This window comes from Pseudomonas sp. OF001, from assembly GCF_904426495.1.
Lineage (GTDB): Bacteria > Pseudomonadota > Gammaproteobacteria > Pseudomonadales > Pseudomonadaceae > Geopseudomonas.
Window position 1 is genome coordinate 170,128 of sequence record NZ_CAJGBM010000023.1, and the last position, 25,635, is coordinate 195,762.

26 protein-coding genes are annotated in these 25,635 nt (G+C 69.5%); 17 read left to right on the forward strand and 9 right to left on the reverse strand.

Annotated elements, in window-relative coordinates:
* Positions 1-64 precede the first annotated feature (64 nt).
* Positions 65-451 carry a steroid Delta-isomerase gene (locus RA210_RS14075; protein WP_136488525.1) on the forward strand — a complete coding sequence of 129 codons (387 nt, stop codon included), beginning with the start codon at positions 65-67 and terminating at the stop codon, positions 449-451.
* A complete protein-coding gene (locus tag RA210_RS14080) occupies positions 451-909 on the forward strand; it encodes a nuclear transport factor 2 family protein (RefSeq protein WP_201486912.1) in 459 nt (152 codons plus the stop codon). The genes RA210_RS14075 and RA210_RS14080 overlap by 1 nt, the downstream gene beginning before the upstream one ends.
* 59 nt (positions 910-968) lie before the next feature.
* On the opposite strand, the gene RA210_RS14085 is transcribed toward RA210_RS14080, so the two are convergent.
* Positions 969-1,742 carry an SDR family oxidoreductase gene (locus RA210_RS14085; protein WP_201486913.1) on the reverse strand — a complete coding sequence of 258 codons (774 nt, stop codon included), beginning with the start codon at positions 1,740-1,742 and terminating at the stop codon, positions 969-971.
* Between the two features lie 166 nt (positions 1,743-1,908).
* Between RA210_RS14085 and RA210_RS14090 the strand changes: the two genes are divergently transcribed.
* Positions 1,909-2,766 (forward strand): alpha/beta fold hydrolase, encoded by an 858-nt coding sequence (locus RA210_RS14090; RefSeq protein ID WP_201486914.1) that lies wholly within the window; start codon positions 1,909-1,911, stop codon positions 2,764-2,766.
* 168 nt (positions 2,767-2,934) lie between these two features.
* On the opposite strand, the gene RA210_RS14095 is transcribed toward RA210_RS14090, so the two are convergent.
* Positions 2,935-4,068, reverse strand: a complete 1,134-nt coding sequence (locus RA210_RS14095) for an LLM class flavin-dependent oxidoreductase (protein WP_136488521.1) — start codon at positions 4,066-4,068, stop codon at positions 2,935-2,937.
* A gap of 269 nt (positions 4,069-4,337) precedes the next feature.
* On the opposite strand from RA210_RS14095, the gene RA210_RS14100 reads away from it, so the two are divergent.
* The 4 genes from RA210_RS14100 to RA210_RS14115 all read left to right on the forward strand — a co-directional run bounded on the left by RA210_RS14100 (position 4,338) and on the right by RA210_RS14115 (position 7,350).
* On the forward strand, positions 4,338-4,850 hold the full coding sequence (locus tag RA210_RS14100; protein ID WP_136488520.1) for a flavin reductase family protein: 513 nt from the start codon (positions 4,338-4,340) through the stop codon (positions 4,848-4,850).
* Positions 4,851-4,931: 81 nt separating this feature from the next.
* Positions 4,932-5,759 (forward strand): SDR family NAD(P)-dependent oxidoreductase, encoded by an 828-nt coding sequence (locus tag RA210_RS14105; RefSeq protein WP_201486915.1) that lies wholly within the window; start codon positions 4,932-4,934, stop codon positions 5,757-5,759.
* Positions 5,760-5,773: 14 nt separating this feature from the next.
* The gene (locus RA210_RS14110; protein WP_201486916.1) at positions 5,774-6,583 is read left to right on the forward strand and encodes an SDR family NAD(P)-dependent oxidoreductase; all 810 of its coding nucleotides are present in this window, start codon (positions 5,774-5,776) and stop codon (positions 6,581-6,583) included.
* Positions 6,584-6,585: 2 nt separating this feature from the next.
* On the forward strand, positions 6,586-7,350 hold the full coding sequence (locus RA210_RS14115) for an SDR family NAD(P)-dependent oxidoreductase (protein ID WP_201486917.1): 765 nt from the start codon (positions 6,586-6,588) through the stop codon (positions 7,348-7,350).
* 128 nt (positions 7,351-7,478) lie between these two features.
* Here RA210_RS14115 and RA210_RS14120 read toward each other — a convergent pair whose 3' ends face one another.
* Positions 7,479-8,402: an alpha/beta hydrolase gene (locus tag RA210_RS14120; protein ID WP_201486918.1), complete on the reverse strand. Its 924-nt coding sequence runs from the start codon at positions 8,400-8,402 to the stop codon at positions 7,479-7,481.
* Positions 8,392-9,225: an SDR family NAD(P)-dependent oxidoreductase gene (locus RA210_RS14125; protein WP_201486919.1), complete on the reverse strand. Its 834-nt coding sequence runs from the start codon at positions 9,223-9,225 to the stop codon at positions 8,392-8,394. Before RA210_RS14125 ends, RA210_RS14120 begins: the two co-directional genes overlap by 11 nt.
* 309 nt (positions 9,226-9,534) lie before the next feature.
* Here RA210_RS14125 and RA210_RS14130 point away from each other — a divergent pair, with 309 nt between their 5' ends.
* Complete coding sequence (locus tag RA210_RS14130) at positions 9,535-10,665, forward strand: LuxR C-terminal-related transcriptional regulator (protein WP_136488514.1); 1,131 nt, start codon at positions 9,535-9,537, stop codon at positions 10,663-10,665.
* A gap of 117 nt (positions 10,666-10,782) precedes the next feature.
* Here RA210_RS14130 and RA210_RS14135 read toward each other — a convergent pair whose 3' ends face one another.
* Positions 10,783-11,523 (reverse strand): hypothetical protein, encoded by a 741-nt coding sequence (locus RA210_RS14135; RefSeq protein ID WP_201486920.1) that lies wholly within the window; start codon positions 11,521-11,523, stop codon positions 10,783-10,785.
* A 288-nt stretch (positions 11,524-11,811) separates the two neighbouring features.
* On the opposite strand from RA210_RS14135, the gene RA210_RS14140 reads away from it, so the two are divergent.
* The 6 genes from RA210_RS14140 to RA210_RS14165 all read left to right on the forward strand — a co-directional run bounded on the left by RA210_RS14140 (position 11,812) and on the right by RA210_RS14165 (position 17,378).
* Positions 11,812-12,561 (forward strand): electron transfer flavoprotein subunit beta/FixA family protein, encoded by a 750-nt coding sequence (locus RA210_RS14140; RefSeq protein ID WP_201486921.1) that lies wholly within the window; start codon positions 11,812-11,814, stop codon positions 12,559-12,561.
* A gap of 1 nt (position 12,562) precedes the next feature.
* Positions 12,563-13,492 carry an electron transfer flavoprotein subunit alpha/FixB family protein gene (locus RA210_RS14145; RefSeq protein WP_201486922.1) on the forward strand — a complete coding sequence of 310 codons (930 nt, stop codon included), beginning with the start codon at positions 12,563-12,565 and terminating at the stop codon, positions 13,490-13,492.
* A gap of 86 nt (positions 13,493-13,578) precedes the next feature.
* Positions 13,579-14,346 (forward strand): enoyl-CoA hydratase/isomerase family protein, encoded by a 768-nt coding sequence (locus tag RA210_RS14150; protein ID WP_201486923.1) that lies wholly within the window; start codon positions 13,579-13,581, stop codon positions 14,344-14,346.
* A 122-nt stretch (positions 14,347-14,468) separates the two neighbouring features.
* Positions 14,469-15,593: a Re/Si-specific NAD(P)(+) transhydrogenase subunit alpha gene (locus tag RA210_RS14155; RefSeq protein ID WP_201486924.1), complete on the forward strand. Its 1,125-nt coding sequence runs from the start codon at positions 14,469-14,471 to the stop codon at positions 15,591-15,593.
* 29 nt (positions 15,594-15,622) lie between these two features.
* Positions 15,623-15,937: an NAD(P) transhydrogenase subunit alpha gene (locus RA210_RS14160; RefSeq protein WP_041506114.1), complete on the forward strand. Its 315-nt coding sequence runs from the start codon at positions 15,623-15,625 to the stop codon at positions 15,935-15,937.
* A 1-nt stretch (position 15,938) separates the two neighbouring features.
* Positions 15,939-17,378 (forward strand): NAD(P)(+) transhydrogenase (Re/Si-specific) subunit beta, encoded by a 1,440-nt coding sequence (locus tag RA210_RS14165; RefSeq protein WP_201486925.1) that lies wholly within the window; start codon positions 15,939-15,941, stop codon positions 17,376-17,378.
* 57 nt (positions 17,379-17,435) lie between these two features.
* Here the strand turns inward: RA210_RS14165 and RA210_RS14170 are convergent, their stop codons facing one another.
* The 3 genes from RA210_RS14170 to RA210_RS14180 all read right to left on the reverse strand — a co-directional run bounded on the left by RA210_RS14170 (position 17,436) and on the right by RA210_RS14180 (position 20,304).
* Positions 17,436-18,776: a ferredoxin reductase family protein gene (locus RA210_RS14170; protein ID WP_201486926.1), complete on the reverse strand. Its 1,341-nt coding sequence runs from the start codon at positions 18,774-18,776 to the stop codon at positions 17,436-17,438.
* 101 nt (positions 18,777-18,877) lie between these two features.
* Positions 18,878-19,630 carry a TIGR04283 family arsenosugar biosynthesis glycosyltransferase gene (locus RA210_RS14175; protein WP_201486927.1) on the reverse strand — a complete coding sequence of 251 codons (753 nt, stop codon included), beginning with the start codon at positions 19,628-19,630 and terminating at the stop codon, positions 18,878-18,880.
* Entirely contained in the window at positions 19,627-20,304 is a 678-nt protein-coding gene (locus RA210_RS14180) for a TIGR04282 family arsenosugar biosynthesis glycosyltransferase (protein WP_201486928.1), read from the reverse strand. Before RA210_RS14180 ends, RA210_RS14175 begins: the two co-directional genes overlap by 4 nt.
* A gap of 93 nt (positions 20,305-20,397) precedes the next feature.
* Between RA210_RS14180 and arsS the strand changes: the two genes are divergently transcribed.
* The 3 genes from arsS to RA210_RS14195 are packed head-to-tail and all read left to right on the forward strand — an operon-like array spanning position 20,398 to position 24,590.
* A complete protein-coding gene (arsS, locus tag RA210_RS14185) occupies positions 20,398-21,360 on the forward strand; it encodes an arsenosugar biosynthesis radical SAM (seleno)protein ArsS (RefSeq protein WP_201486929.1) in 963 nt (320 codons plus the stop codon).
* 3 nt (positions 21,361-21,363) lie between these two features.
* The gene (locus tag RA210_RS14190) at positions 21,364-23,517 is read left to right on the forward strand and encodes an FAD-dependent oxidoreductase (RefSeq protein WP_201486930.1); all 2,154 of its coding nucleotides are present in this window, start codon (positions 21,364-21,366) and stop codon (positions 23,515-23,517) included.
* On the forward strand, positions 23,514-24,590 hold the full coding sequence (locus RA210_RS14195; RefSeq protein WP_236574748.1) for an FAD-dependent oxidoreductase: 1,077 nt from the start codon (positions 23,514-23,516) through the stop codon (positions 24,588-24,590). Before RA210_RS14190 ends, RA210_RS14195 begins: the two co-directional genes overlap by 4 nt.
* Before the next feature lie 6 nt (positions 24,591-24,596).
* Here RA210_RS14195 and RA210_RS14200 read toward each other — a convergent pair whose 3' ends face one another.
* Complete coding sequence (locus RA210_RS14200) at positions 24,597-25,511, reverse strand: LysR substrate-binding domain-containing protein (protein ID WP_201486932.1); 915 nt, start codon at positions 25,509-25,511, stop codon at positions 24,597-24,599.
* Positions 25,512-25,635 lie beyond the last annotated feature (124 nt).

Below are 25,635 nucleotides of genomic sequence, written 5' to 3' on the forward strand. Positions count from 1 at the left end.
GGCCCCACAGGGCTCCCGCGGAGCCGCGTGTGTATGCCCGATAAGCGGCTCGAGGAACGACGACATGCTTACCCCCAAACAGATCCAGGCCCAGATGGCCCTCTACGTTCAGCTGGTGGACGCCGGCGATATCGACGGCATCCTGGCGCTCTACGCACCCGATGCCACGGTCGAGGACCCGGTGGGCACGCCGGTGCACCAGGGCATCGACGCCATCGCCCGCTTCTACCGCGAGGGCCTGGGGCAAAGCCGGGCCCGCGCCAGTCTCGAAGGCGCCGTCCGCGCCACCCACAACGGCTACGGCGCCGTGCCCTTTCGCGTCGAACTCGACTGGGACGGGCGGCGCTGCTCGATCGAGGTGATCGACGTGATGGAGTTCGACACCGAAGGCTGCATCCGCTCCATGCGCGCCTACTGGGGCGAGCCCAACCTGACCATGAGGGACCTGTGATGAACCTGGAAGCCCGCATCGCCCGCCTGGAGGCGCTGGAGGCGATCCAGCGCCTCAAGCACCGCTATCTCAATGCCTGCGACCTCAAACAGGTCGAGTCGATCCGCGACTGCTTCGCCGAGGGGGAGATCCTCATCGACTACGGCCCCATCGGCACCTTCCGTGACCGCGACAGTTTCGTCGCGGTCTACCGGGAGCTGGCCTGCCAGCCGCGGGTGATCGACCTGCACCACGGCGCCAACCCGGAGATCTACCTGCTGGGAGAGGATGGGGACGAGGCGGTGGGGCGCTGGGCACTGTGCTACTGCAACCTCGACGGCGAGACCGGCGCGACCCGCAAGCTGGGCGGCTTCTACCAGGATCGCTACCGGCGCGTCGACGGGCAGTGGCGCATCGTCGAAACCGCGTTCCGCGGGCATTTCGAGACCAGCGGCGCCAGTCTGGCGCACAGCTCCTGAAGGGTGTGGCGATGAGATAAGGGAGGACGGGGATCATTGCGATCCCCGTTTTTTGTTGCTCAGTCGGCGTTGGCCGCGGCCAGGAAGGCCGGGCTTTCCCCGCCGCCGTGCACGCAGATGTCCACCCCGCTGACGTAGCTGGCCATCGGCGAGGCGAGGTACAGGCAGGCGTTGGCGATGTCCTGCGGGCTGGCCATGCGCTGCAGCGGGATGCTGGCGGCGACCCGCGCGACGCCCTCGGCATCGCCGTAGTGCAGCTCGGCCTGCTCGGTGAGGGTCAGCCCGGCGGTCACCGCGTTCACCCGCACCCGCGGCGCCCACTCCACCGCCAGCGAGCGGGTCAGGTTGAGCAGGCCGGCCTTGGCCGCGCCGTAGGCGGCGGTGCCGGGCGAGGGGCGGATGGCGCTGACGCTGCAGATGTTGATGATCGCGCCGCCATCGGCCTGCTCCTGCATCACCCGGTTGGCCAACTGGCAGAGATTGAGCGGCGCCAGCAGGTTGAGGCGGATGATCGACTCGGAGAAGCGCGGCGAGGCGGTCGCCGCGTCGGTATGCGGGGCGCCGCCGGCGTTGTTGACCAGCACGTCGAGGCGTCCGTGGCGCTCGATCACCGCATCGATCAGGCGCTGCGCCTGCTCGACGTCGCGCACGTCGCAGGGCACGAAGTGCGCCTGGCAGTCGCCATGGGCCGGCAGACTGTCCGGCGCGTTGCGCCCGCAGATCACCACCTCGGCGCCGCGCTCGAGAAAGCCCAGGCTGATGCCGCGGCCCACCCCCTTGCCGCCGCCGGTGATCAGGACCACCTTGCCGCTGAAATCGATCGGATCGTGCATGCATCACCTCGTTAGCCAGTCGCTGATGCCGCCAAGGCTAGCGGGGCAGGGCGACGGCGCCTTCGTCCACGTGGACTCGGCGTTGTTGCTTAGTCTCCTCGGACGAGGTCGGGGCGCAGGTCACTTCGGACAATGCCTTTCCGACAACAAGCCGAGGAGGGCCGCCATGGGCGCGCTACCGCAAGGGCGATTCGTGACGCTGAACGATGGGTTGCAACTGCATTATCTGGAGGCCGGCTCTCCGGAGGCCGGCTGCCCGGAGGCCGGCTCCGGCGAGCCGGTGGTGTTCATCCACGGCAGCGGGCCGGGCGCCAGCGGCCACAGCAACTTCAAGCAGAACTACCCGGTGTTCGCCGCAGCCGGCTACCGGGTGATCGTGCCCGACCTGCCGGGCTACGGCGCTTCGGACAAGCCGGAAACCACCTACGACCTGGACTTCTTCGTCAATGCCCTGAGCGGCCTGCTCGATGCACTGGACATCCCGCGCTGTGTGCTGGTCGGCAACTCGCTGGGCGGCGCCATCGCCCTCAAGCTGGCGCTGGATCAGCCGCAGCGGGTCAGCAAGCTGATCCTCATGGCACCCGGCGGGCTGATGGAGAAGGAGCAGTACTACCAGCAGATGGAAGGCATCCAGAAGATGGGCGCCGCCTTCGCCAACGGCGAACTGAACGACGCCGCCGGCATGCGCCGCCTGCTCGGCCTGCAGCTCTATGACGCCTCGACGATCAGCGACGAGACCGTGAACGAGCGGGTCGCCGTGGTCCTTCAGCAGCCGCGCTGCGTGCTGAGCACCATGCAGGTACCGAACCTGGCGCCGCGCCTTGGTGAGCTGCAGTGCCCGATCCTCGGTTTCTGGGGGGTGAACGACAAGTTCTGCCCGGCCTCCGGGGCGCAGACCCTGATGGACGCCTGCCGCAACATCCGCTTCGTGCTGCTCAGCGAGTGCGGGCACTGGGTGATGGTGGAATACCGCGAGCTGTTCAACCGCACCTGCCTGGACTTCCTCGGCGAAGGCCGCCAATAAGCAAAGCCTGCAGCGCCAGTGGATCGCTCCGCTGGCGCTGCAGGTTGATTCCGGCTTGTGGGGGCGAATTCATTCGCCTGATGGCCGCGTAAAGGCGAATGAATTCGCCCCTACACGCGGGAGTCCGCTGCCCGATTCGGGCAACGTACTTCCGGGTTCACCGCGTGATCAGCCCTGCGCCTGCTTGTTGCGGAAGTAGGGGATCACCTTCTCGCCGATGTTCTTCAGCGTTTCCAGCTGCGCCCACTGCGGCACGGTGCCCATCTGGCAGATGAACAGGATCTCGTCGGCGCCGGCGTCGATCAGGCGCTGCACGTAGCCGATGCAGTCCTCGACGGTGCCGTAGGCGTGGTTGGGGTTCATCATCGCCAGGGCCGGGTCGGAGAAGTCCACGGTCACTTCCTCGGAGGCGAAGCGCGACTTGATCACTGCCTGGCCGTTGCCGTCGACGAAGGTGTCGTCCTTCCACTGCTCCGGGTCCGGGCGCTCGCCGCCGGCGTACCAGTAGGCCAGCGACTCCATGAAGTAGCGCTGGCCGCGGATGCCGATGGCGCGCGCTTTCTCGTTGTCGTCGAGGACGATGGCCGGGCACAGCGCGGCGATGTGGCGGTTCGGGCGGAAGCCGACCTGGTTCTTCTCGTTACGGTTGTCCCAGGCTTCGTGGTAGACGGCGACCTTCTTGGCGATCTCGTCCGGGCCGCCGAAGCCCAGCACCAGCGCACCCATGCCGCGGCCGCCGGCGTTCTTCAGCGACTCGGTGTTGGTGCAGGCCAGGTACATCGGCGGGTGCGGGTCCTGGTAGGGCTTGGGATGGATCGGCCGCTTGGGGATCTTGATGAAGTCGCCGTGATGCTCGATCTCGTCCTGCACGAACATCTTCGGGATCAGGTACATCGCCTCGTCGATCTGCGGGTGCAGGGTGGCCAGATCGTAGCCGAAGGTACCGGCCTCCTGCTGGGTGCCGCCCTTGCCGACGCCGAAGTGCACGCGGCCCTTGGACAGCAGGTCGAGGGTGGCGATGCGCTCGGCCACCTTGACCGGATGGTTCATCGCCGGCGGCAGGCACACCACGCCGTGGCCGATGCCGATGCGCTCGGTCTTGCCGGCGACGAAGGCCAGCATGGTTTCCGGCGCGGACATGTGCGAGTAGTTGGTCAGGGCGGTGTGCTCGACGCACCAGAAGGTGTCGAAGCCGAGCTTGTCGGCCAGTACGGCCTGCTCGACGGTCTCGTCGAACACGCGGCGGTCGCCCTCGCGGGTGGCGTCGAGGGTCTGTGCTTCGTAGATCAGGGAGAATTTCATGCGCTACCCCTTGTTGTTATCGGGTTGGTCGGCCCGGTGATACCGGATCTCGGGCGCATGGTCGGAAATGAAGGAAGGGGCAGATACATCCGATCAGACTAGCCAATTCGGCCCGCCGTCCGGGCCGGGATTGGCCCGTCCGCACGGGGCCCAGAGCGGGCGGGAAGCGGCTGGCGGAGCACCAATTCTTGCTAGTCCCATGGGACGATGCCGGTGGTTTGACCCAGGTCAAGAATCGGCCCGACACAACCCACGAGGAGGGCCGAACCATGAGCCAGACCGACCTGAAATCCCAGATGCTCCAGGCCATGCGTCGCCTGGCCAAGTCGGTGACCATCATCACCACCAGCAACGGCAGCGAGCGCTTCGCCATGGCCGCCACGGCGGTCGACTCGCTGTCCACCGAGCCGCCGTCGCTGCTGATCTGCGTCAACCAGAGCGCCTCGCTGCACGCCGTGCTGGAGGAGGGCGCCGACTTCTGCGTCAACATCCTCGGCCACCAGCAGGAATACCTGTCGCACCTGTGCAGCGGCCCGATCAAGGGAGAGGGGCGCTTCCAGCAGGGCGACTGGCAGACCAGCGCCGCGGGCATCCCCTGGCTGGCCGACGCCCAGGCGGCGATCCTCTGCAAGCAGGACGGCAAGTTCCGCTACGGCACGCATACGGTGTTCATCGGCCGCATCGAGCAGATCCATCACCACGGCGAGATCAGCCCGCTGGTCTATGTGGACGGCACCTACACCACCACGGCGGCGACCCTGCCGCTGGCCGCGGCCAGCTGAGCTACGCCCGTCCAATCCCGGAGCGGGGTCCGTCTGCGCAGCACGCCGTGCGGGACGCCCCGCCCGATCCGAGGAATTCCCATGAGACTTGCTGACAAGGTCGCGCTGGTCACCGGCGCCGGCTCGGGGATCGGCCGCGCCACCGCCGAGCTGTTCGCCGCCGAGGGCGCCCGCGTGGTGCTGGCGGACATCGACGAGGCGGCGGCGCGCCGGGTGCTGGAGAGTCTTCCGGCCGGCAGCGACGGCCTGGCCTGGGGCTGCGACATCGCCGACGGCGCCGCGGTGGAGCGGCTGTTCGCCGCGGTCGAGCAGCGCTACGGCCGCCTCGACGTGCTGGTCAACAATGCAGGACTGGGCCAGGTGCCTGGCGACGGTTTCGAGCACTACCAGCAGCGCATGGCACTGCGCAACGCACAGCTGGCGGCCAGCAAAACGCCCGACGTGTTCACCGACATGATCGTCGACCTGACCGACGCCGGCTGGCAGCGCCTGCTCGCCATCAACGTCAACGGCGCCTTCTACTGCAGCCGCGCGGCGGTGCGCCTGATGATCGCCAGCGGCCGCAAGGGCTCGATCGTCAACGTCGCCAGCCTGTCGGCGCTGAGCGGCGAGGGGCCGCTGGCCTACTGCACCGCCAAGGCCGCCATGCTCGGCATGACCAAGTGCCTGGCCCGCGACCTCGGCCCGCGCGGCATCCGGGTCAACGCGGTGTGCCCGGGGCCGACCCGCACGCCGATCATGCAGTCGATCTCCGCGGAGTGGGTGCAGGCGCTGGAACGCGCCATCCCGCTGGGGCACATGCTCGAGCCCGAGGAGATCGCCCAGACCTGCCTGTTCCTGGCCAGCGACGAATCCAGCGCCTTCACCGGCCAGACCCTGGCCGCCAGTGGCGGCATGTTGATGCTTTGACAAGGAGAACAACAATGACTGCAAGCATGCAAGACAAGGTGGCGCTGATCAGCGGCGCCGGCACCGGCATCGGCGCGGCCGCCGCGCAACTGTTCGCCGCCCAGGGCGCGAAGGTGATGGTCTGCGGCCGCCGCCAGGCACCGCTGGAGGCCGTGGTGGAGAAGATCCGCGCGGCCGGCGGCGAGGCCGACTGGGTGCAGGCCGACGTCACCGACGAGCAGGCCATCGACCGCGCGGTGGCGCGCACCGTCGAGCGTTTCGGCCAGCTCGACGTGATGGTCAACAACGCCGTCAACTACACCTGGGGCCCGCTGGCCCAGCTGAGCACCGAGGACTGGCAGCGCAGCCTGCGCGGCAGCCTGGACGTGGCCTTCTTCGGCACCCGCGCGGCGTTCCGCGCCATGGCTGGCCGCGGCGGTTCCATCGTCAACCTCGGCTCGGTGGTCGGCCTGCTCGGCAGCCCCGGCCTGTCCGCCTACGGCGCGGCCAAGGCCGGCGTGCTCAACTTCAGCCGCGCGGCGGCCCTGGAGGGCGCCGCCGAGAACATCCGCGTCAACGTGGTGATCCCCGGCGTGGTATGGAGCGAGGGCACCAGCGAGGCGCTGCGCAGCGAGCAGATGATCGCCGGCACCGCCCGCTCCGTGCCGCTGCGGCGCATCGGCGAGCCGGTCGAGGTGGCCAATGCCATCCTCTTCCTGGCCTCGGACGCTTCTTCCTACATCACCGGGCAGAGCCTGGTGGTCGACGGCGGCAAGACCTGCGAACTTAACGTGGGCGCCACCGATTACACCTCGCAGACATCCAGCGAACTCAGAGGAGAATAACAATGCACAACCTGTTGAACTCGCCGGCCAGCCCGGTACTGGTCACCGGCGGAGCTTCCGGCATCGGCGAAGCCTGCGCCGAGGCCTTGGCCGCGGTGGGCCGCCCGGTCGCCATCTGGGACCTGCAGGAGGAGAAGGCGCAGGCCGTGGCCGCGCGCCTGGCCGAGCAGTACGCGGTGGCGTGCCTGGGCGTCGGCATCGACCTGTGCGACGCCGACGCCATCGCCCCGGCGCTGGCGCGCACCCGCGCCGAGCTGGGCGCGCCGGGCGGCCTGGTGCACGCCGCCGGCGTGGTCGACCAGAGCGGCCTGGAAGGGCTCACTGCGGCGCGCTGGGATGCGGTGCTGAACGTCAACCTGCGCGCCATGGCCCTGCTGGTGCAGGCCATGCTGCCGGACCTGCGCGCCAATCCCGGTTCCTCCGTGGTCGGCATCTCCTCGATCAATGCCACCCTGGGCAACAGCCTGATCCCGTCCTACAGCGCCTCCAAGGGCGGCATGCTGTCGATGGTGCGCTCGATGGCCGACGCCCTCGGCGCCGACGGCATCCGCGTCAACTCGGTGTCGCCGGGGCAGATCCTCACGCCGATGGTCGCGCCCATCGCCGCGGCCCATCCGGGCATGTTCGAGCGACGTATCCTGCTCGGCCGCCTCGGCCAGCCCGAGGAGTTGGGCCGGGTGGTGCGCTTCCTGCTCTCGGACGAGGCCAGCTACATCAACGCCGCCGAGATCGTGGTGGACGGCGGCAATATCTCGTCGCAGCGCTGACCGGCTGAAGCAAAACGCCCGCCCTGGAGATCAGGGCGGGCGTTTTGCTTTGTAGCGCCTGTAGGGGCGAATTCATTCGCCAAAAATGCCGCGCAAGGCGAATGAATTCGCCCCTACAGGGTTCGTGCTCAGGCCAGCGCGTTGCGCAGATCGGCCGCGGCCAGCTCGAGCGCCGCGGCGGCACCCTCGACCAGCGGGGCGAAGCTGACGAAGCCGTGGATCATACCGGCCGCCCGCTGCAGGCGTACCGCCACGCCGGCGGCGCGCAGACGCTCGGCGAAGGCCTCGCCCTCGTCGCGCAGCGGGTCGAACTCGGCGCTGAGCAGGGTAGTCGGCGGCAGCTGCGCCAGGTCTTCGGCGAGCAGCGGCGAGGCCAGCGGTTCCTCGGCCTGCTCGGCCCGTTCCAGGTACTGGGCGCGGAACCACTCCATCATCGCCCGGCTGAGGAAGTAGCCGTCGGCGAAGGCATCGTAGGAGGGGCTGGCGCAGCGCAGGTCGGTGACCGGGTAGAACAGGCACTGGTAGGCGACGCGCGGGCCACCCTGCTGCGCGGCCTGGCGGCAGGCGGCGATGGCCAGGTTGGCGCCGGCACTGTCGCCGGCCACGGCAAGGCGGCGGGTATCGAGCTGCAGCTCGGTACCGCGTCCGGCCAGGTCGCGCAGGGCGTGGAAGGCGTCCAGCGCGGCAGCCGGATAGCGCGCCTCGGGCGCTCGGCGGTAGTCCACCGACACCACCGCCGCGCCGCTCAGCAGGGCCAGGCGGCGGCACAGCTCGTCGTGGCTGTCGAGGTCGCAGAGCACGAAGCCGCCGCCGTGGAAGAACACCAGCAGCGGCAGGCCGGCCTGCGCCTGCGGCCGGTACAGGCGCGCCGCCAGCGGCCCGGCGGCGCCGGCGACGCTCAGCTCGCGCACCTCGGCCAGCGGCGTCGGCGCGCACAGCGGCGGCATGGCGCTGGCAAGGCGCAGGGTCGCGGCGTCCAGATGGGCGAAGTCGGGGGCCGGCTGGGCGGTCATCTGCGCGAGCAGGGCGGCGATCTGCGGATCAAGCGACATGGGCGTCTCCTAGCGGGTCGAAGGGGGCGAATTGCGGGTTGCGTTCCTCCAGCACCGACCGCAGACGGGCGCGCAGCGCCGGCTTGAAGCCCTTGTGCGGCAGGATCCAGAAGCGTTTCTCGGCGATGGCGGCGAACACCAGTTCGGCCAGCTCGGCCGGGCTCATGCCCTGGCGGATCTGCCCGTCGAGCAGGCGGTTCAGCTCGCCGCTGGCGCCCTGGCCCTGATCGGAGGTCATGATCTCGCTGGCCACCGGCCCCGGGCACAGCACCGAGACGCCGACCGGCGCATTCAGCGCGGCCAGCTCGTAGTGCAGGCTCTCGGAGAGGGCCACCACCGCCTGCTTGCTGACGTTGTAGGCGGCCATGAACGGGCTGTTGAGCAGCCCGGCCAGGGAGGCGGTGTTGACCACGTGGGCCGGGCGGCCCTGGGCCAGCAGCAGCGGCAGGAAGGCGCGGACGCCATTGATCACGCCGCCCAGGTTGACCGCCAGGGCGCGCTGCCACTGCGCGTCACTGAGTTCCCAGCAGCTGCCGGTCTGCATCACCCCGGCGTTGTTGAACAGCAGATCGACCACGCCGAAGCGCTGCAGGGCGGCGACGCGCAGGCATTTCAGTTGCTCCGGGTCGGCCACGTCGGTGACCTGGGTGAGCACCTGCACGCCCTGCTCGCGCAGCTGCGCCGCGAGGCGCTCGAGCGCCTCGCCGTCGCGGTCGGCGAGGACCAGATGCAGTCTCTCGATGATGGCCCGTTCGGCCAGGCCGCGGCCGATGCCGCTGGCCGCGCCGGTGATCACCGCGACGCGGTGCTGGGGTTGGTGCATGGCTGTGCGCTCCTCGCTGGTCTGCCAGATCCCGCCGTTATTTCAGGCGGCCGGGGGCGTCGCTACGTCCGAGCGGACTAAGGCAAAAGCGTGGGACGAGGAGAGAATGGCGGCGCGGGTGTCCTGCTCCAGCCGGGGCAGGGCCATCGCTCGAACGTGTCGTGGCGGGCTCATGCACGTCCCGCCACGGTACCGCCCGGAATGCGTCAGGAGGGCGGGCGACGGACTGCCCGGCCGTTTCATTGCGCCAGCTCAGAAGGCCGTAATATGCTGCAGAACGTCCAGAACAATTACAAAGTGCCACCCATCATGACTGCTTCGCTCACTCTGGAACGCCTCGGCGACATGCTCGGGCATCTCTATCAGGGCCCACTGGAATCCGTGCCCTGGAACACCTTCCTGGACGAACTCAAGGACCTGCTGGCCTCCAAGTACGCCACCTTCATCCTGCGCCCGCCGAGCCAGCACGTGGACGGCCTGAGCATCTCCACCGCGGGAGCCTCGGAGGAGGTCACCAGTTCCTACCACCAGCACTTCTATCGCCTCGACCCCTTCGTCGACCTGCCGAACCGCCAGGTGGTCTCGCTCACCGAGTTCGTCGCCCTCAACGACTGGCTGAACTCGGACTTCTACAAGAGCTTCATGGAGCCGACTGACGTGTTCCATGTGCTCGGCGCCGACATCAACACCGCCGACGGCGCCCAGTGCCGCATCCGCATCAGCCGCGGGCGCAACGATCCGCCGTTCAACCAGGCCGACAAGGACCTGCTGACCCTGTTCCTGCCGCATCTGGAGCGGGCGATGATCCTGCATATGCGCCTGAACCGCATCGAGAGCGAGCGCGACCTGTACGCCGGCGCGGTGGACCAGATGGCCGTCGGCACCATCCTGCTCGATTCGGACGGCAAGGTGCTGCAGATGAACCGGGTCGCCGAGCAGCTGGTGCAGGAGAAGGACGGCGTGAAACTGGTCAGCGACGGGCTGCAGGTCGGCACGCCGCGCGACAGCCAGAAGTTCCGCCAGCTGATCAAGCAGGCGCTGCTGTCGCAGAAGAGCGGCAATCCCTCGGTGGTCGAGGCCATGCGCGTGCAGCGTCCCTCCGGCCGCGCCGACTTCGGCATCGTGGTGCGCTCGGTGCCGCCGGGCGAGTGGAGCGGGTCGAAGCAATGTCCCGCCGTGGCCATCTTCATCGGCGACCCGGAGCAGGAGTCGCGGCCGCCGCAGGAGATCGTCCGCGCACTGTTCGACCTGACCCCCTCGGAAGCGCAGATCTCCCTGCTGCTGGCCAACGGCCTGACCCTGGACGAGGCCTCCGACGAGCTGGGCATCAGCCGCAACACCGCCCGCGCGCACCTGCGCTCGACCTTCTCCAAGACCGGCGTGACCCGCCAGACCATGCTGGTGCGCCTGATCCTGCGCAGCGTCGCCACCCTCGGTTGACTTCGTACTGGCCGAGAACGACGACAGGAGCGCAAGCATGATCCAGGCCGGCACAGGGAGTGCGGCCTGGATATCGCTCGGTTGCTCTGCCGCTGCGCCATTCGGAACTGTCGGTGACTACTGCGAAGCGTTTCTGGCCAGCATGTCGAGCATCTCCACCCCCTTGCCCAGATACAGGCTGGCACTTCGGGAGACGCCGCCCTTGTCGTCAGCCTTCAGGCGCTGACGGACGAAACTGTAGTTTCTCCACACTTCATTCAGTTCGGCCTTTATCTCGGGGGAGAGTTTCAGCAGGTTCTCATAGGTCGAACCGATGCGCCGATCGATTGTATTGATGCTGTGCTCATCCAGTTCTACCGAGCGAATACCGAGATTGTCGAAACCCTTGCCCTGATGAATCAACAGCAGGCGACTCATATCAAGACTCATCTGGTGCAGGCTGGCAATTACAGGATCTTTCTCCTCCGCCTCGCGATAGGCAGCGCCGGCAGCTTCGTCGAGGTCGTTCTGGGTGTGCATCACGGGATTCAGCGACGATGTATAGAGCACGCGAGCATTTTCCGGCTGCTGCTCGAGTTCGCCGATGCTGGTCTTCAGCCCCTGCAGGGCCGTGGCCAGCGCCGGTTTGTCTGCGAGCGCAGTCACCAGCGGGTCGAGCTCGCGCAGATTCCGCCGATAGGCCTCGCGCGCCGCCGGGTCGAAGGCGGCCGCCGGATCCTGGTTGTTGTAATAGACGAGCAGGTTCGCGCACAGCATGAACCCATGGGTGCGTATCTCGTGCACTTGCTGGAGCGTGGCGGGGGCGGCTCTTGCTATCGATGAAAAGAGCAGCACGGTCAGGAGAATGGCTCTTTGCATGTTTCATCCTTTGTGATTGTTCGGCAATCGTTCAGGTAGACGACGCCAAGACCGATTTGCACTGATATTGCTGCCCGGTCGTCATCTGCACTATGAGTATTCAATCGCGCGAACGACATTAGAGATCCAGACTCGCGATCTGCCCATAGTCTTGATGGACGATGCCGAGTGACACTCCAGGGAATATGTGCTGCACCATCATGCATGCACTAGTTCAAGTGAACGATGCACGCCGATGTTCCTGCGCCATAGGCTCCATGCAACTGCTCGAAATACGTTGGAGGTTGCATGAAAATCCTGGTCCCCGTGAAACGCGTGGTCGATTACAACGTCAAGGTCCGCGTCAAGGCCGACAACAGCGGCGTCGATCTGGCCAACGTGAAGATGGCGCTCAATCCCTTCTGCGAGATCGCCGTGGAGGAAGCGGTGCGCCTCAAGGAGAAGGGCATCGCCAGCGAGGTGGTGGTGGTCTCCGTCGGTCCGAACACCGCCCAGGAGCAGCTGCGCACCGCGCTGGCCCTTGGCGCCGACCGCGCCGTGCTGGTCGAGAGCGACGCCGAACTGGGCTCGCTGGCCGTCGCCAAGCTGCTCAAGGCGCTGGTCGACAAGGAACAGCCGCAGCTGGTCATCCTCGGCAAGCAGGCCATCGACAGCGACAACAACCAGACCGGGCAGATGCTCGCCGCCCTGACCGGCTTCGCCCAGGGCACCTTCGCCTCGAAGGTCGAGATCGCCGATGGCAAGGCCACGGTGACCCGCGAGATCGACGGCGGCCTGCAGACCGTCGCCCTCAAGCTGCCGGCCATCGTCACCACCGACCTGCGCCTCAACGAGCCGCGCTACGCCTCCTTGCCCAACATCATGAAGGCCAAGAAGAAGCCGCTGGAAACCGTCACTCCGGAGGCACTGGGCGTGTCCACCGCCTCGACCGTGAAGACCCTCAAGGTCGAGGCCCCGGCCGCGCGCAGCGCCGGCATCAAGGTCAAGTCGGTGGCCGAACTGGTCGAGAAACTGCAGAACGAAGCGAAGGTGATCTGAGATGGCAATCCTGGTAATCGCTGAACACAACAACAGTGCCCTGGCGGCCGCCACCCTGAATACCGTGGCCGCCGCCCTGCAGATCGGTGGCGATGTCCATGTGCTGGTCGCAGGCGCCGGTTGCGGCGCGGTGGCCGAGGCCGCCGCCAAGGTCGCCGGCGTGGCCAAGGTGCTGGTCGCCGACAACACCGCCTTCGCCCACCAGCTGCCGGAGAACCTCGCGCCGCTGATCGTCGAGCTGGCTCGCGGTTACAGCCACGTGCTGGCCCCGGCCACCACCAACGGCAAGAACTACCTGCCGCGCGTCGCCGCGCTGATCGACGTCGAGCAGATCTCCGAGATCATCAAGGTCGTCTCGGCCGATACCTTCCAGCGGCCGATCTACGCTGGCAACGCCATCGCCACCGTGCAGTCTTCGGCTGCCGTCAAGGTGATCACCGTGCGCGCCACCGGCTTCGACCCGGTGGCGGGCGAGGGCGGCAGTGCCGCCATCGAGTCCGTCGGCACGGTCAGCGATGCCGGTCTTTCCGCCTTCGTCGGCGAGGAAATCGCCAAGTCCGAGCGCCCCGAACTGACCGGCGCGAAGATCGTCGTCTCCGGCGGTCGCGGCATGCAGAACGGCGACAACTTCCAGCTGCTGTATGGCGTGGCCGACAAGCTCGGCGCCGCGGTGGGCGCCTCGCGCGCGGCGGTGGACGCCGGCTTCGTGCCCAACGACATGCAGGTCGGCCAGACCGGCAAGATAGTCGCGCCACAGCTGTACGTGGCCGTCGGCATCAGCGGTGCGATCCAGCACCTGGCCGGCATGAAGGACTCGAAGGTGATCGTGGCGATCAACAAGGACGAGGAGGCGCCGATCTTCCAGGTGGCCGACTACGGCCTGGTCGCCGACCTGTTCGAGGCCGTGCCCGAGCTGGAGCGCGCGCTTTAACACACCTGGCCCTCTGTAGGGGCGAGCTAATTCGCCCCTACAGACCGGGCATGCGATTGCCCTGTACCCATCCCCGGGGGACTGCCATGACCGATTCACCACTGCTCGTCGAGCGCAGCGGGGCCGTCGCCCATCTGCGCTTCAACCGTCCGGACGTGCTCAATGCCCTGAGTGTCGATCTGGCCCATGCCCTGCTGGAGGCCTGCCAGTCGCTGGCCGGCGACAGCGCCGTGCGCGTCGTCGTGCTCAGCGGCAACGGCCGCGCCTTCATGGCCGGCGGCGACCTGGCGGCGATGCGCGCCGCGCCGGTGGAGGCTGCCGACGCGCTGATCCGCCCGCTGCACCAGGCCGTGCAGCTGCTCGCCGAGATGCCCCAGCCGGTGCTGGCCAGCGTGCACGGCGCCGCCGCCGGCGCCGGCATGAGCCTGGTGCTGGGCGCCGACCTGGCCATCGCCGCCGAGGGCACGCGCTTCAGCTTCGCCTACACCGACATCGCCACCAGCTGCGACGGCGGCGCTTCCTGGGCGCTGCCCCGCCTGCTCGGCCTGCGCCAGGCGCTGGAAGTCGCTCTGCTGGCCGAGCCGTTCGATGCCGCCGAGGCGCTGCGCCTGGGGCTGCTCAATCGCGTGGTGGCGGCCGAGAAGCTGGCCGAAGCGACCCTCGAGCTGGCCGAGCGTCTGGCCGGACGGGCGCCGCACGCGCTGGCCAATCTCAAGCGTCTGCTGCGCCAGTCCCTGCAACAGCCACTGGCCGAGCAGCTCGCCGCCGAGTACCAGGGCTTTCTCGACTGCGCCGGCCGTCCCGAGTTCGTCACAGCCATCGACGCATTCTATGCCCGGCGCAAGCGCGGCTGAGCGGCGCATCAATCCGTTGTAGGGGCGAATTCATTCGCCCAGATACCCCGGCAGGCGAATGAATTCGCCCCTACGCGCTGGGAGTCAGCCTGCTTCAAGACCCAGAAATCAAGGAGAGCGGAATGCACATCGGTATTCCCCGCGAAACCCACCCCGGCGAAACCCGCGTGGCCGCCACGCCGGAAACGGTCAAGAAACTCGTCAGCCAGGGCCACCAGGTCGTCGTCCAGTCGGGAGCCGGCGTTGCCGCCAGCGTCCCGGACGACGCCTATGTCGCCGCCGGCGCGCGCATCGGCAGCGCCGCCGAGGCCTTCGGCGCCGGCCTGGTGCTCAAGGTCGCCGCGCCCGACGCCGACGAACTGCAGCTGATGCAGCCCGGCGCCGTGCTGGTCGGCATGCTCAACCCGTTCGACAACGCCAACCTGGCGCGCATGACCGAGCGCGGCATCACCGCCTTCGCCCTCGAGGCGGCGCCGCGCACCTCGCGCGCGCAGAGCCTCGACGTGCTGTCGTCGCAGGCCAACATCGCCGGCTACAAGGCGGTGATGCTCGCCGCCAACCACTACCCGCGCTTCATGCCGATGCTGATGACCGCCGCCGGCACGGTGAAGGCCGCCCGCGTGCTGGTGCTCGGCGCCGGCGTCGCCGGCCTGCAGGCCATCGCCACCGCCAAGCGCCTCGGCGCGGTGATCGAGGCCTCGGACGTGCGTCCGGCGGTGAAGGAGCAGGTGGAGTCGCTGGGCGCCAAGTTCGTCGACGTGCCCTACGAGACCGACGAGGAGCGCGAGTGCGCCCAGGGCGTCGGCGGCTACGCCCGGCCGATGCCCAAATCCTGGATGGAGCGCCAGGCCAAGGCGGTGCACGAGAAGGCCAAACAGGCCGACATCGTCATCACCACCGCGCTGATCCCCGGCCGTCCGGCGCCGATCCTGCTGCACGAGGACACCGTGGCGGCGATGAAGCCCGGTTCGGTGGTCATCGACCTGGCCGCGGCGCAGGGCGGCAACTGCCCGCTGACCGTCGCCGACCAGGTGGTGGTGCGCCACGGCGTGACCCTGGTCGGCCACAGCAACCTGCCGGCGCTAGTGCCGGCCGACGCCTCGGCCCTCTACGCGCGCAACCTGCTGGACTTCCTCAAGCTGGTCATCGACGGCGAAGGCAAGTTCCACCTCAACCGCGAAGACGACATCGTCGCCGCCTGCCTGATGTGCGAGGGCGGCCAGCTGGTCCGTCGCAACGCCGCCTGATTGCTCCCCAGATTACAAGGACAACAACCATGGACCCGATCTCCGACGGTCTCTACAACCTGATCATCTTCGTGCTGGCGATCTACGTCGGCTACCACGTGGTGTGGAACGTCACTCCCGCCCTGCACACCCCGCTGATGGCGGTGACCAACGCCATCTCCGCCATCGTCATCGTCGGCGCCATGCTGGCCGCCGCGCTGACCGAAACCGGCCTGGGCAAGACCATGGGCACCCTGGCCGTGGCGCTGGCCGCGGTCAACGTGTTCGGTGGCTTCCTGGTCACCCGGCGCATGCTGGAAATGTTCAAGAAGAAAGACAAGCCGGCCAAGGCGGAGGCGCACTGAGATGAGCATGAACCTGATCACCGCCCTCTACCTCGTGGCGTCCGTGTGCTTCATCCAGGCGCTCAAGGGCCTCTCGCACCCGACCAGCTCGCGCCGCGGCAACCTGTTCGGCATGGTCGGCATGGCCATCGCCGTGCTCACCACCGTCGGCCTGATCTACAAGCTCGGCGCGCAGATGGGCGAAGGCGCCGGCATCGGCTACGTGCTGCTCGGCCTGCTGCTCGGCGGCACGGCCGGCACCATCATGGCCAAGCGCGTCGAGATGACCAAGATGCCCGAGCTGGTCGCCTTCATGCACAGCATGATCGGCCTGGCCGCGGTATTCATCGCCGTGGCCGCCGTGGTCGAGCCGCAGTCGCTGGGCATAGTCGCGCAGCTGGGCGACGCCATCCCGGCCGGCAACCGCCTGGAGCTGTTCCTCGGCGCAGCCATCGGCGCCATCACCTTCTCCGGTTCGGTGATCGCCTTCGGCAAGCTGTCCGGCAAGTACAAGTTCCGCCTGTTCCAGGGCGCCCCGGTGACCTTCGCCGGCCAGCACTGGCTGAACCTGGCCATGGGCCTCGCCATCGTCGGCCTGGGTCTGGCCTTCACCTTCACGGGTGACCTGACGGCGTTTGCCGTGCTGGTGGCGCTGGCCTTCGTCATCGGCGTGCTGATCATCATCCCGATCGGCGGCGCCGACATGCCGGTGGTGGTGTCGATGCTCAACAGCTACTCGGGCTGGGCGGCGGCCGGCATCGGCTTCTCGTTGAACAACTCGATGCTGATCGTCGCCGGTTCGCTGGTCGGTTCCTCGGGCGCGATCCTCTCCTACATCATGTGCAAGGCGATGAACCGCTCGTTCTTCAACGTGATCCTCGGTGGCTTCGGCGCCGAAGCCGGCGCCGCCGTGGCCGGCAGCCAGGAGCAGCGCCCGGTGAAGTCCGGCTCGGCCGACGACGCCGCGTTCCTGCTCGGCAACGCCGACAGCGTGATCATCGTCCCCGGCTACGGCCTGGCGGTGGCCCGTGCCCAGCACGCGCTGATGGAGCTGACCGAGAAGCTGACCCACCGCGGCGTCACCGTGAAGTACGCCATCCACCCGGTGGCCGGGCGCATGCCCGGGCACATGAACGTGCTGCTCGCCGAAGCCGAGGTGCCCTACGAGCAGGTGCACGAGATGGAGGACATCAACCCCGAGTTCGGCCAGGCCGACGTGGTGCTGGTGCTCGGCGCCAACGACGTGGTCAACCCGGCGGCGAAGACCGATCCGAAGTCGCCGATCGCCGGCATGCCGATCCTCGACGCGTACAAGGCGCGCACCGTGATCGTCAACAAGCGCTCGATGGCCAGCGGCTACGCGGGTCTCGACAACGAGCTGTTCTACATGGACAAGACCATGATGGTGTTCGGCGACGCCAAGAAGGTGGTCGAGGACATGGTCAAGGCCGTCGAGGCCTGACGGGCCTCGTCAGGAACGGCCTCCGCACGGGGTCGTTCCTGCCTTGCCCCGGGCGCATCAGCGCATGTCGAACAGCTCCTGGTGGAAGTCGGCGGAGTCCAGGCCGCGCGCCACCAGCCCTTCGCGCAGCGCCTGACCGAAGCCGGCCGGGCCGCAGAACCAGAAGCTGGCGGACTGCCAGGCGGGTACCTCCTGGCACAGTCTCTCGACCGTCAGGCGGCCGTCCCGGGCGCTGACCAGCACGTGCAGGCGCACGCCGGCGCGCTCGGACAGCCCGCGCAGGCGGGCGATGAACGCCTCGTCCGGCTCGCTGGTGCAGTAGAACAGGTCGACGCTGTGGCCGTCCGGGTGTTGCGCCAGCGCCTGCATGCGGGCGATGAAGGGGGTGATGCCGATGCCGCCGCCGATCCACACCTGGGCGTTCTGCTCGCCACCGAAGTCGAAGCGCCCGTAGGGGCCCTCGACGGTGACCATGTCGCCGATCCCGAGGGTCTGCGGCAGAGTGCGGGTGTAGTCGCCGATGCCCTTGATGTTGAACAGCAGTTGGCCGTCGTCGTGCCAGGCGGAAGAGATGGTGAAGGGGTGCGGCCCCTCGGCGTGGTCGAAGGTGACGAAGGCGAACTGCCCGGCCTCGTGCCCGGGCCAGCGATCCTGCAGGCGGATGCCGACGCCCAGCACGCGGTTGCCTTCGTGATGCTCCAGCGACTCGATGACGCCCACCGCGCGCCGCGCGTGACCCACCCGGCGCAACAGGGAGATGCACGCGGCCACCGTGCCGCCGAGCATCAGCGCGGCCATCAGCGGGCCCAGCGGCGAGCTCCAGTAGGCGGTCTTCATCAGCACCACCGAATGGAACACCAGCACCAGGTAGACGATGGCCAGCAGGCGGTGGGTCTTGAAGAACCAGCGGTAGGGGAAGCGCTTGAGCAGGGCGAGGACGATCAGCAGCACGGCGGCGTAGAAGGCCCACTCGCCGAGTTCCTCGGCCAGGCCGCGCTGGCTGCGCAGGAAGGCGACCACGGCCGAGGGCTCGCTGCCCGCAGCGGCGCCACCGGCCTTGCGCACCGGCCGCTCCAGCCAGCCCCAGCCGACCATCCACTTCGGCCCCTTGGCCCACAGCCAGTGGGCGATGGACAGCACCAGCGCGCCGATGCCCAGCCACTTGTGCAGGCGATAGTTCTTGTCCAGGCCGCCGAGCAGCGACTCCATCGCGGGCCAGCGGATGATCAGCAGCAAGCCGAAGCTCATCGCGCCCATGGCGAGGATGCCGGTGAGGTTGACCAGCGAGCCGCGCAGGGCGAAGAACTCGTAGTCGCGGGTCAGCACGTCGTCGGCCAGCAGCCAGAGCAGCGTCAGCCCGAGGAACAGGACCAGGCAGCTCGACTTGATGTTCTTCATGATGCGGATTCCTTGCAGGGGAGAACGCCCGCAGGATCGCATGCGGACAGCTGCAGGATACTGATTCCAGACAGTGTGCGGCCCATTTCTGGCGCACGGATCTAGGAGCCCAGCGGCCGTTTCCGGCCACCGGCGCCTCGCCGCCTGGCTGCACAGGGCCGGCCGGCATACATCCGGGCCAGGCGCTGCGGGGCGATGCCGACGGCGAAGCTCAGGGCCAGCAGGCGATTGCCGAGGCAGCGCCGCCACCAGCCGTCGCGCTGCCAGCGCCGCGGGCTGACCCGCAGGCCCTGCGCGATGCAGCGCAGCTCGCCCTGCGCGCGCAGGCCGCGGACCAGCGGTACTTCCTCGAACAGCGGCCAGGGCGCGTGCTGGCCGACGCTGGAGTAGGCCCTGCGGCTGACGAACAGGCCCTGGTCGCCATAGGGCACGCCGATGCGGGTGCGCCAGTTGGTCGCCCATTCGATCAGCCGCCCCTGCCAGGGCGGCGTGCCGCTGAAGCGGAAGGCGAAGTAGCCGCCCACGGCCCCCTCGGCGATGGCTTGGCGCAGCTCGGCCAGCGGCTGGCCGTCCAGTTCGGCGTCGGCATGCAGGAACCAGAGGATGTCGTGCGTGGCCAGCGCTGCACCCTGGCGCAACTGCTCGCCGCGGCAGGGATCGGCCGGCGACCAGAGGGCGCCGTGCAGCTCGCACAGGGCGCGGCAGCGCTGGCTGCGCGCGCCATCCACGACTATGACCTGCAGCGGCTGGCCGTCCCGACGGGCCTCATCCTGCAGCTGACCGAGCAGGTTGCGCAGCACGACCTCGTCGTGCAGGCAGGGAATGATCACGCTGACCCCGGCGGCGTCGCTCATGCGCACACCTCGAGCCCGGCCAGGGCGGCGAGCAGTTGCTGCCGCGCCGGCCGCGGATCGCCTGCCAGGTGGCGGCGGACCTGCAGCAGGTCGGCGGCCTCGTCGACATCGAAGGATTCGCCGCAGACCCGCAGCGAGTGGCCGGCGCGCCGGCAGCTCTCGGCCAGCGCCTGCCCCAGCGCCGGGGTGCTCCACGGCAGGCCGGCGAGGTCGGGCCAGGGCCGCCGCGAGGCCATCAGCACCACGCCGCCGTCACGGGCGGCGAGCAGCACAGTGTCGACCTCGGCGAGGGCGGCGCGCACCGTCCGGTAGTGCTCCTCTGCCAGCGCCGGGGCGTCGCTGCCGATGAACGCCAGGGCGCGATGGCCGGCCGCACGCAGGCGGCGGTCGAGGGCGTTGAGCCGCTCGCCGAGGTTGCCGGGCGGCTGCGCCAGGCACAGGCATTCCGGCAGCCGCCCGGCGGCCCAGGCGCAGTGCTGCGCCGCATCCGGGGCGATCACCCGCGCGCCCGGCCAGGCCGCCAGGTCCTCCAGCGCGCAGTCCAGCAGCCGCTCGGCGATCTCCAGTGCCACCGCCGTCCCCAGGCGCGCCGCCAGGCGCTGCTTGCCGTGCCCGGGAGCCGGACGCTTGCAGACCAGAACCAGGGCAGGGGGAGGGCTGTTTCGCTCGGACATGGACAGGACTCGCGGCAGGTCGATGAAGGAAACCTATAGTTCACTATGACCGCCCGCGCACCCGAGGCCGCCTGCCGAGGAGAACCCGCCGCCATGCACGACATGCTGCCACTGCTCGATGCCCTCGGCTTTCCGGCCATCCGGCGCGGCCGGCTGGAAGCCCTGCAGGTCAACCTGACCTACCGCTGCAACCAGCGCTGCCTGCACTGCCACGTCAACGCCGGGCCGACTCGCACCGAGAGCATGGACGACGCCACCCTGGCGGTCCTCCGTGAGGTGATCGACGCCCATCCGGTGCAAACCCTCGACCTGACCGGCGGCGCGCCGGAGCTGCACCCGCGCTTCCGCCAGCTGGTCGGCCATGCGCGGCGCGCCGGGCTGCGGGTGATCGACCGCTGCAACCTGACCATCCTCGGCGAGCCGGGGCAGGAGGATCTCGCCGAGTTCCTCGCCGGCGAGGGCGTGGAGATCACCGCCTCGCTGCCGTGCTACGCGCGGGACAACGTCGACCGCCAGCGCGGCGAGGGCGTGTTCGAGCGCAGCATCGCCGGCCTGCGCCGGCTCAACGCCCTCGGCTACGGCGCTGGCGACGGGCTGGTGCTCAACCTGGTGTACAACCCGCAGGGGCCGAGCCTGTCGCCGCCGCAGGCGGCGCTGGAAGCCGACTACAAGGCGCACCTGGCCGCCGATTTCGGCATCCGCTTCGACCATCTGCTGACCATCACCAACCAGCCCATCGCCCGCTTCGGCAGCACCCTGGTCAGCAAGGGCCAGTTCAGTGCCTACCTGCAGCTGCTGCGCGACAGCTACCGCGCCGAGAACCTCGCGGCGGTGATGTGCCGCTCGCTGGTCAGCGTCGACTGGCAGGGCTACCTGTACGACTGCGACTTCAACCAGATGCTCGGTCTGCCGCTCGAGCTGATCGGCCGCCAGCGCCCCCACCTGCGCGACCTGCTGCGCACGGACCTCGCCGGCAACCCCATCGTCACCCGCGACCACTGCTTCGCCTGCACTGCCGGACAAGGCTCCAGCTGCGGCGGCGCGCTCAGGGGCTAGGCGATGGGCCGCTGGCGGCTGCTCCTGCTCGGCCTCCTCGGCGTGCTGGTCGCGGCATTTTTCCTGTTCGACCTGGGCCACTACCTCAGCCTGGAAACCCTCAAGGCCCGCCAGGCCGGGCTGGACGCCGCGGTGGCGGCGCGGCCCTGGCTGGCCGCCGGCCTCTACGTGCTGCTCTACGTGGCGGTGACCGCGCTGTCGCTGCCCGGCGCGACCCTGCTGACCCTGATCGGCGGCGCGCTGTTCGGTCTGCTCGGCGGCACCCTGCTGGTATCGCTGGCGGCCACCCTCGGCGCCACCCTGGCCATGCTGATCAGCCGCTACCTGCTGCGCGACTGGGTGCGCGGGCGCTTCGCCGCGCGCCTGGCCGCCATCGACCGGGGCGTCGCCCGGGAAGGCGCCTTTTACCTGTTCGCCCTGCGCCTGGTGCCGCTGTTCCCGTTCTTCCTGATCAACCTGGCGATGGGCCTGACCAGCCTGCCGGCGCGCACCTTCTGGTGGGTCAGCCAGCTCGGCATGCTGCCGGGCACCCTGGTCTACGTGAATGCCGGGCGCGAACTGGGCCGCCTGGAATCGCTGGCCGGCATCCTCTCGCCGGGGCTGCTCGGCGCCTTCGTCCTGCTCGGCATCTTCCCGCTGCTGGCCCGCCGCCTGCTGGCCTGGTTCAAGGCGCGCCAGGTCTACGCCGGCTGGCAGCGGCCGCGGCACTTCGAGCGCAACCTGGTGGTGATCGGCGCCGGCGCCGGCGGACTGGTCAGCGCCTGGCTGGCCGCGGCGCTGCAGGCGCAGGTGACCCTGGTCGAGAAGTACCGCATGGGCGGCGACTGCCTGAACACCGGCTGCGTGCCGTCCAAGGCGCTGCTCCGCTCGGCGCGCCTGGCCCGCGAGCTGCGCCGCGCCGAGGCGCTGGGCTTCGTGCAGGCGCACGGCGAGGTGGACTTCGCCGCAGTCATGGAGCGGGTGCAGCGGGTCATCCGCCAGATTGCGCCGCATGACTCGGCGGCGCGCTACATCGAGCAGGGCGTGCAGGTGATCCACGGCGAGGCGCGCATCACCTCGCCGTGGACGGTGGAGGTCAACGGACGCAGCCTGACCACCCGCGCCATCGTCATCGCCGCCGGTGCCCACCCGCTGCTCCCGGAGATTCCCGGCCTGGCCGACATGCAGCCGTACACCTCCGACAGCATCTGGAAACTGCGCCAGCGGCCGGGGCGGCTGCTGGTGCTCGGCGGCGGGCCGATCGGCTGCGAACTCAGCCAGGCCTTCCAGCGCCTCGGCTGCCAGGTGATCCTGGTGGAGCAGGGCGAACGCCTGCTGGGCCGCGAGGATGTCGAGGCCAGCGCCGCGGTGACGGCGAGCCTGCGCGCCGAAGGCGTCGAGCTGCACCTGCAGCACCGCGCCGAGCGCTTCGAATGCCTGGACGGCCAGCGCCAGCTGGTCGCCCGCGAGCTGGCCGGCGGGACGGCAACCCTCATCGGCTTCGACCAGGTGCTGGTCGCCCTCGGCCGGGTGGCCAGTGTCGAAGGCTACGGGGTGGAGGCGCTGGGCCTCGAGCTGCGCCCGAACCGGACGCTGGAGACCGACGAGTTCCTCGCCACCCGCTACCCGAACATCTTCGCCGTGGGCGACGTCACCGGGCCCTACCAGTTCACCCACTTCGCCGCCCATCAGGCCTGGTATGCCGCAGTCAACGGCCTGTTCGGCGATTTCAAGCGCTTTCCCGCCGACTACCGGGTGATCCCCCGGGTCACCTTCACCGACCCGGAGGTGGCGCAGGTCGGCCTGTCCGAGAGGGAGGCGCGCGAGCAGGGCATCGCCTGCGAGTCGACCCGCTACGACCTCGCCGAGCTGGACCGCGCCATCGTCGAGGAGGCCGCCGCAGGCTTCGTCAAGGTGCTCACCGTGCCGGGCAGCGACCGCATCCTCGGCGCGACCGTCGTCGGCGAGCAGGCCGGCGAACTGCTGGCCGAGTTCGCGCTGGCCATGCGCCACGACCTGGGGCTGAACAAGATCCTCGCCACCGTGCACAGTTACCCGACCCTGGCCGAGGCCAACAAGTACGTCGCCGGCGAATGGCGACGTGCGCATGCGCCGCCGCTGGTGCTGCGCGCCCTGGCGCACTTCCATCGCTGGCGGCGCGGGGGCGGCGGGCGGTGAGCGCGGCCTGCGACCTGCTGCTGGTCGGCGCAGGTCACGCCCATCTCGGCGTGCTGCGCCTGTGGGCGGCGGGCCGGCGCCCGCGCGGGCGCATCGAGCTGGTCTGCCCCGAGGACGCCGCCTGGTACTCCGGCATGCTGCCGGGACTGCTCGCCGGGCGCTACCGGAGCGAGGAGTGCTGCATTCCGCTGACGCCGCTGTGCCGGGCGGCGGGCATCGAGTGGCGCCAGGCGGCGGTGACCGCCCTGGAGGCGGACAGCCGCAGCCTGCGCCTGGAGGGCGGGGAGCGCCTGCAGGGGCGCTGGCTGTCGCTCGACACCGGCGCGCCGCCGCAGGCACCGGCGCACGAGGACGCCGACATGGAGCTGCTGGCGGTCAAGCCGTTCCCGGCCTTCCTGGCGCGCTGGCAGGCCTGGCAGCGCGCGCCGGAACGCCTGGCGATCCTCGGCGGCGGCGCGGCAGGCGTCGAGCTGGCCCTGGCCATGGCCCGCCAGGTGCCGGGACTGGCGCTGTTCAGCGCCGCCGAACTGCTCGCCGGCCATCCGCCTTCGCTGCGCCTGCGGGCGCTGCAGCACCTGCAGGCGGCTGGGGTGCAGGTCCACGAGCGCTGTCCGGTCGAGAGGATTCGCGGCGCGGCGCTACTCAGTCGCGGCCAGCCGGTCTGGCACGGGCCGCGGCTGCTGCTCGCCTCGGGCGCCAGTCCGTTGCCTTGGCTGCGCAGCTCCGGGCTGGCCAGCGACCTGCACGGCTTCGTCGCCATCGCGTCCACCCTGCAGAGCCTGTCCCATCCGCAGGTGTTCGCCAGCGGCGACTGCGCCAGCCTGGCCGGTACGCCGCGCAACGGCGTGCACGCGGTGCGCCAGGGGCCGCTGCTGGCCGGCAACCTGGCGCGCGCGCTGACTGGCCAGCCGCTGCAGGACTACCGGCCGCAACGCCACAGCCTGGCGCTGCTGGCCGACGGCCGCGGCGGCGCGCTGCTGAGCTGGGCCGGCTTCACCACCGAGGGTCGCTGGTGCGGGCTGTGGAAGGACTGGCTGGACCGGCGCTTCGTGCGCCGGCACCAGGGCCCGTGAGCCGCTTCAGGCGGCGGGGCTGTCGGGGTAGTGGCGGCTGCGGAACTCGCGGACCACCTCGAGGAAGGCGGCGAGGATCGGCGAGTGGTCGTCGCTGCGGAAGATGCAGCTGAGGTCGACCCGCGCGTCCGCGGGCAGGCCGGCGAGCGGCCGGTACACCACGCCCGGCAGGGTCAGCGCCGCGGTGGAGGCCGAGACCAGGGAGACGCCGAAGCCGCTGGACACCAGCGCCACCGCGGTGACCGCATCGCCCACCTCCTGGGCCACCTGGGGGACGAAGCCGGCCTGCTGGCACAGGCCGATCGCCCGGTCGACGAAGCTCGGCCGGCTGCCGGAGGGGAATAGCACTAGCGGATGCTCGGCCAGCGCGGTGAAGGGCACCACCGCGAGGCGGGCGAGGGGGTGGCGCTCGTGCACGGCCAGCAGCAGTGACTCCTGGGTGACCAGCTCGGAGGCGATGTCGGCCAGCGGGGTGATGATGCGGTTGAAGCCCACGCCGATGCGCCGCTGGCGCAGCGCCTCGATCTGCTCCTGCTTGTTCATGGTGTGCAGGACCACCCGGACTTCCGGGTAGGCGGTGCGGAACGCGGTCAGCAGCTTGGGAATGGTGTCGAGGATCGCCGAGCCGAAGATGCCGATGTCCAGCCGGCCCAGCTTGCCCTGGCCGGCGCGCTGGGTGCGCTCGGTGGCCTGTTCGACCAGCGCGCGGATGTTGCGCGCTTCCTCGAGCAGCATCTCGCCGGCGCCGGTCAGTTCCATGCCGCGCGGCGTGCGGGTGAACAGCAGCACCCCCAGCTCCTCCTCCAGCTGCTGGATCTGCCGGGTCAGCGGCGGCTGCGAGATGTGCAGGCGCGCCGCGGCGCGGCCGATGTTCTGTTCCTCGGCGACGGCGATGAAGTAGCGGAGATGGCGGAGATCCATGCAGGCAGCCTGTGTCGGAGCGGGGCGGCCACTCGATACCCTGACGGTAGCGGCGGCGGGTTTTTATGGTATTGGACGCCGGGACAGCCGGCCAATAGATTCCCTGCGCACCTGCCCGGCAAGT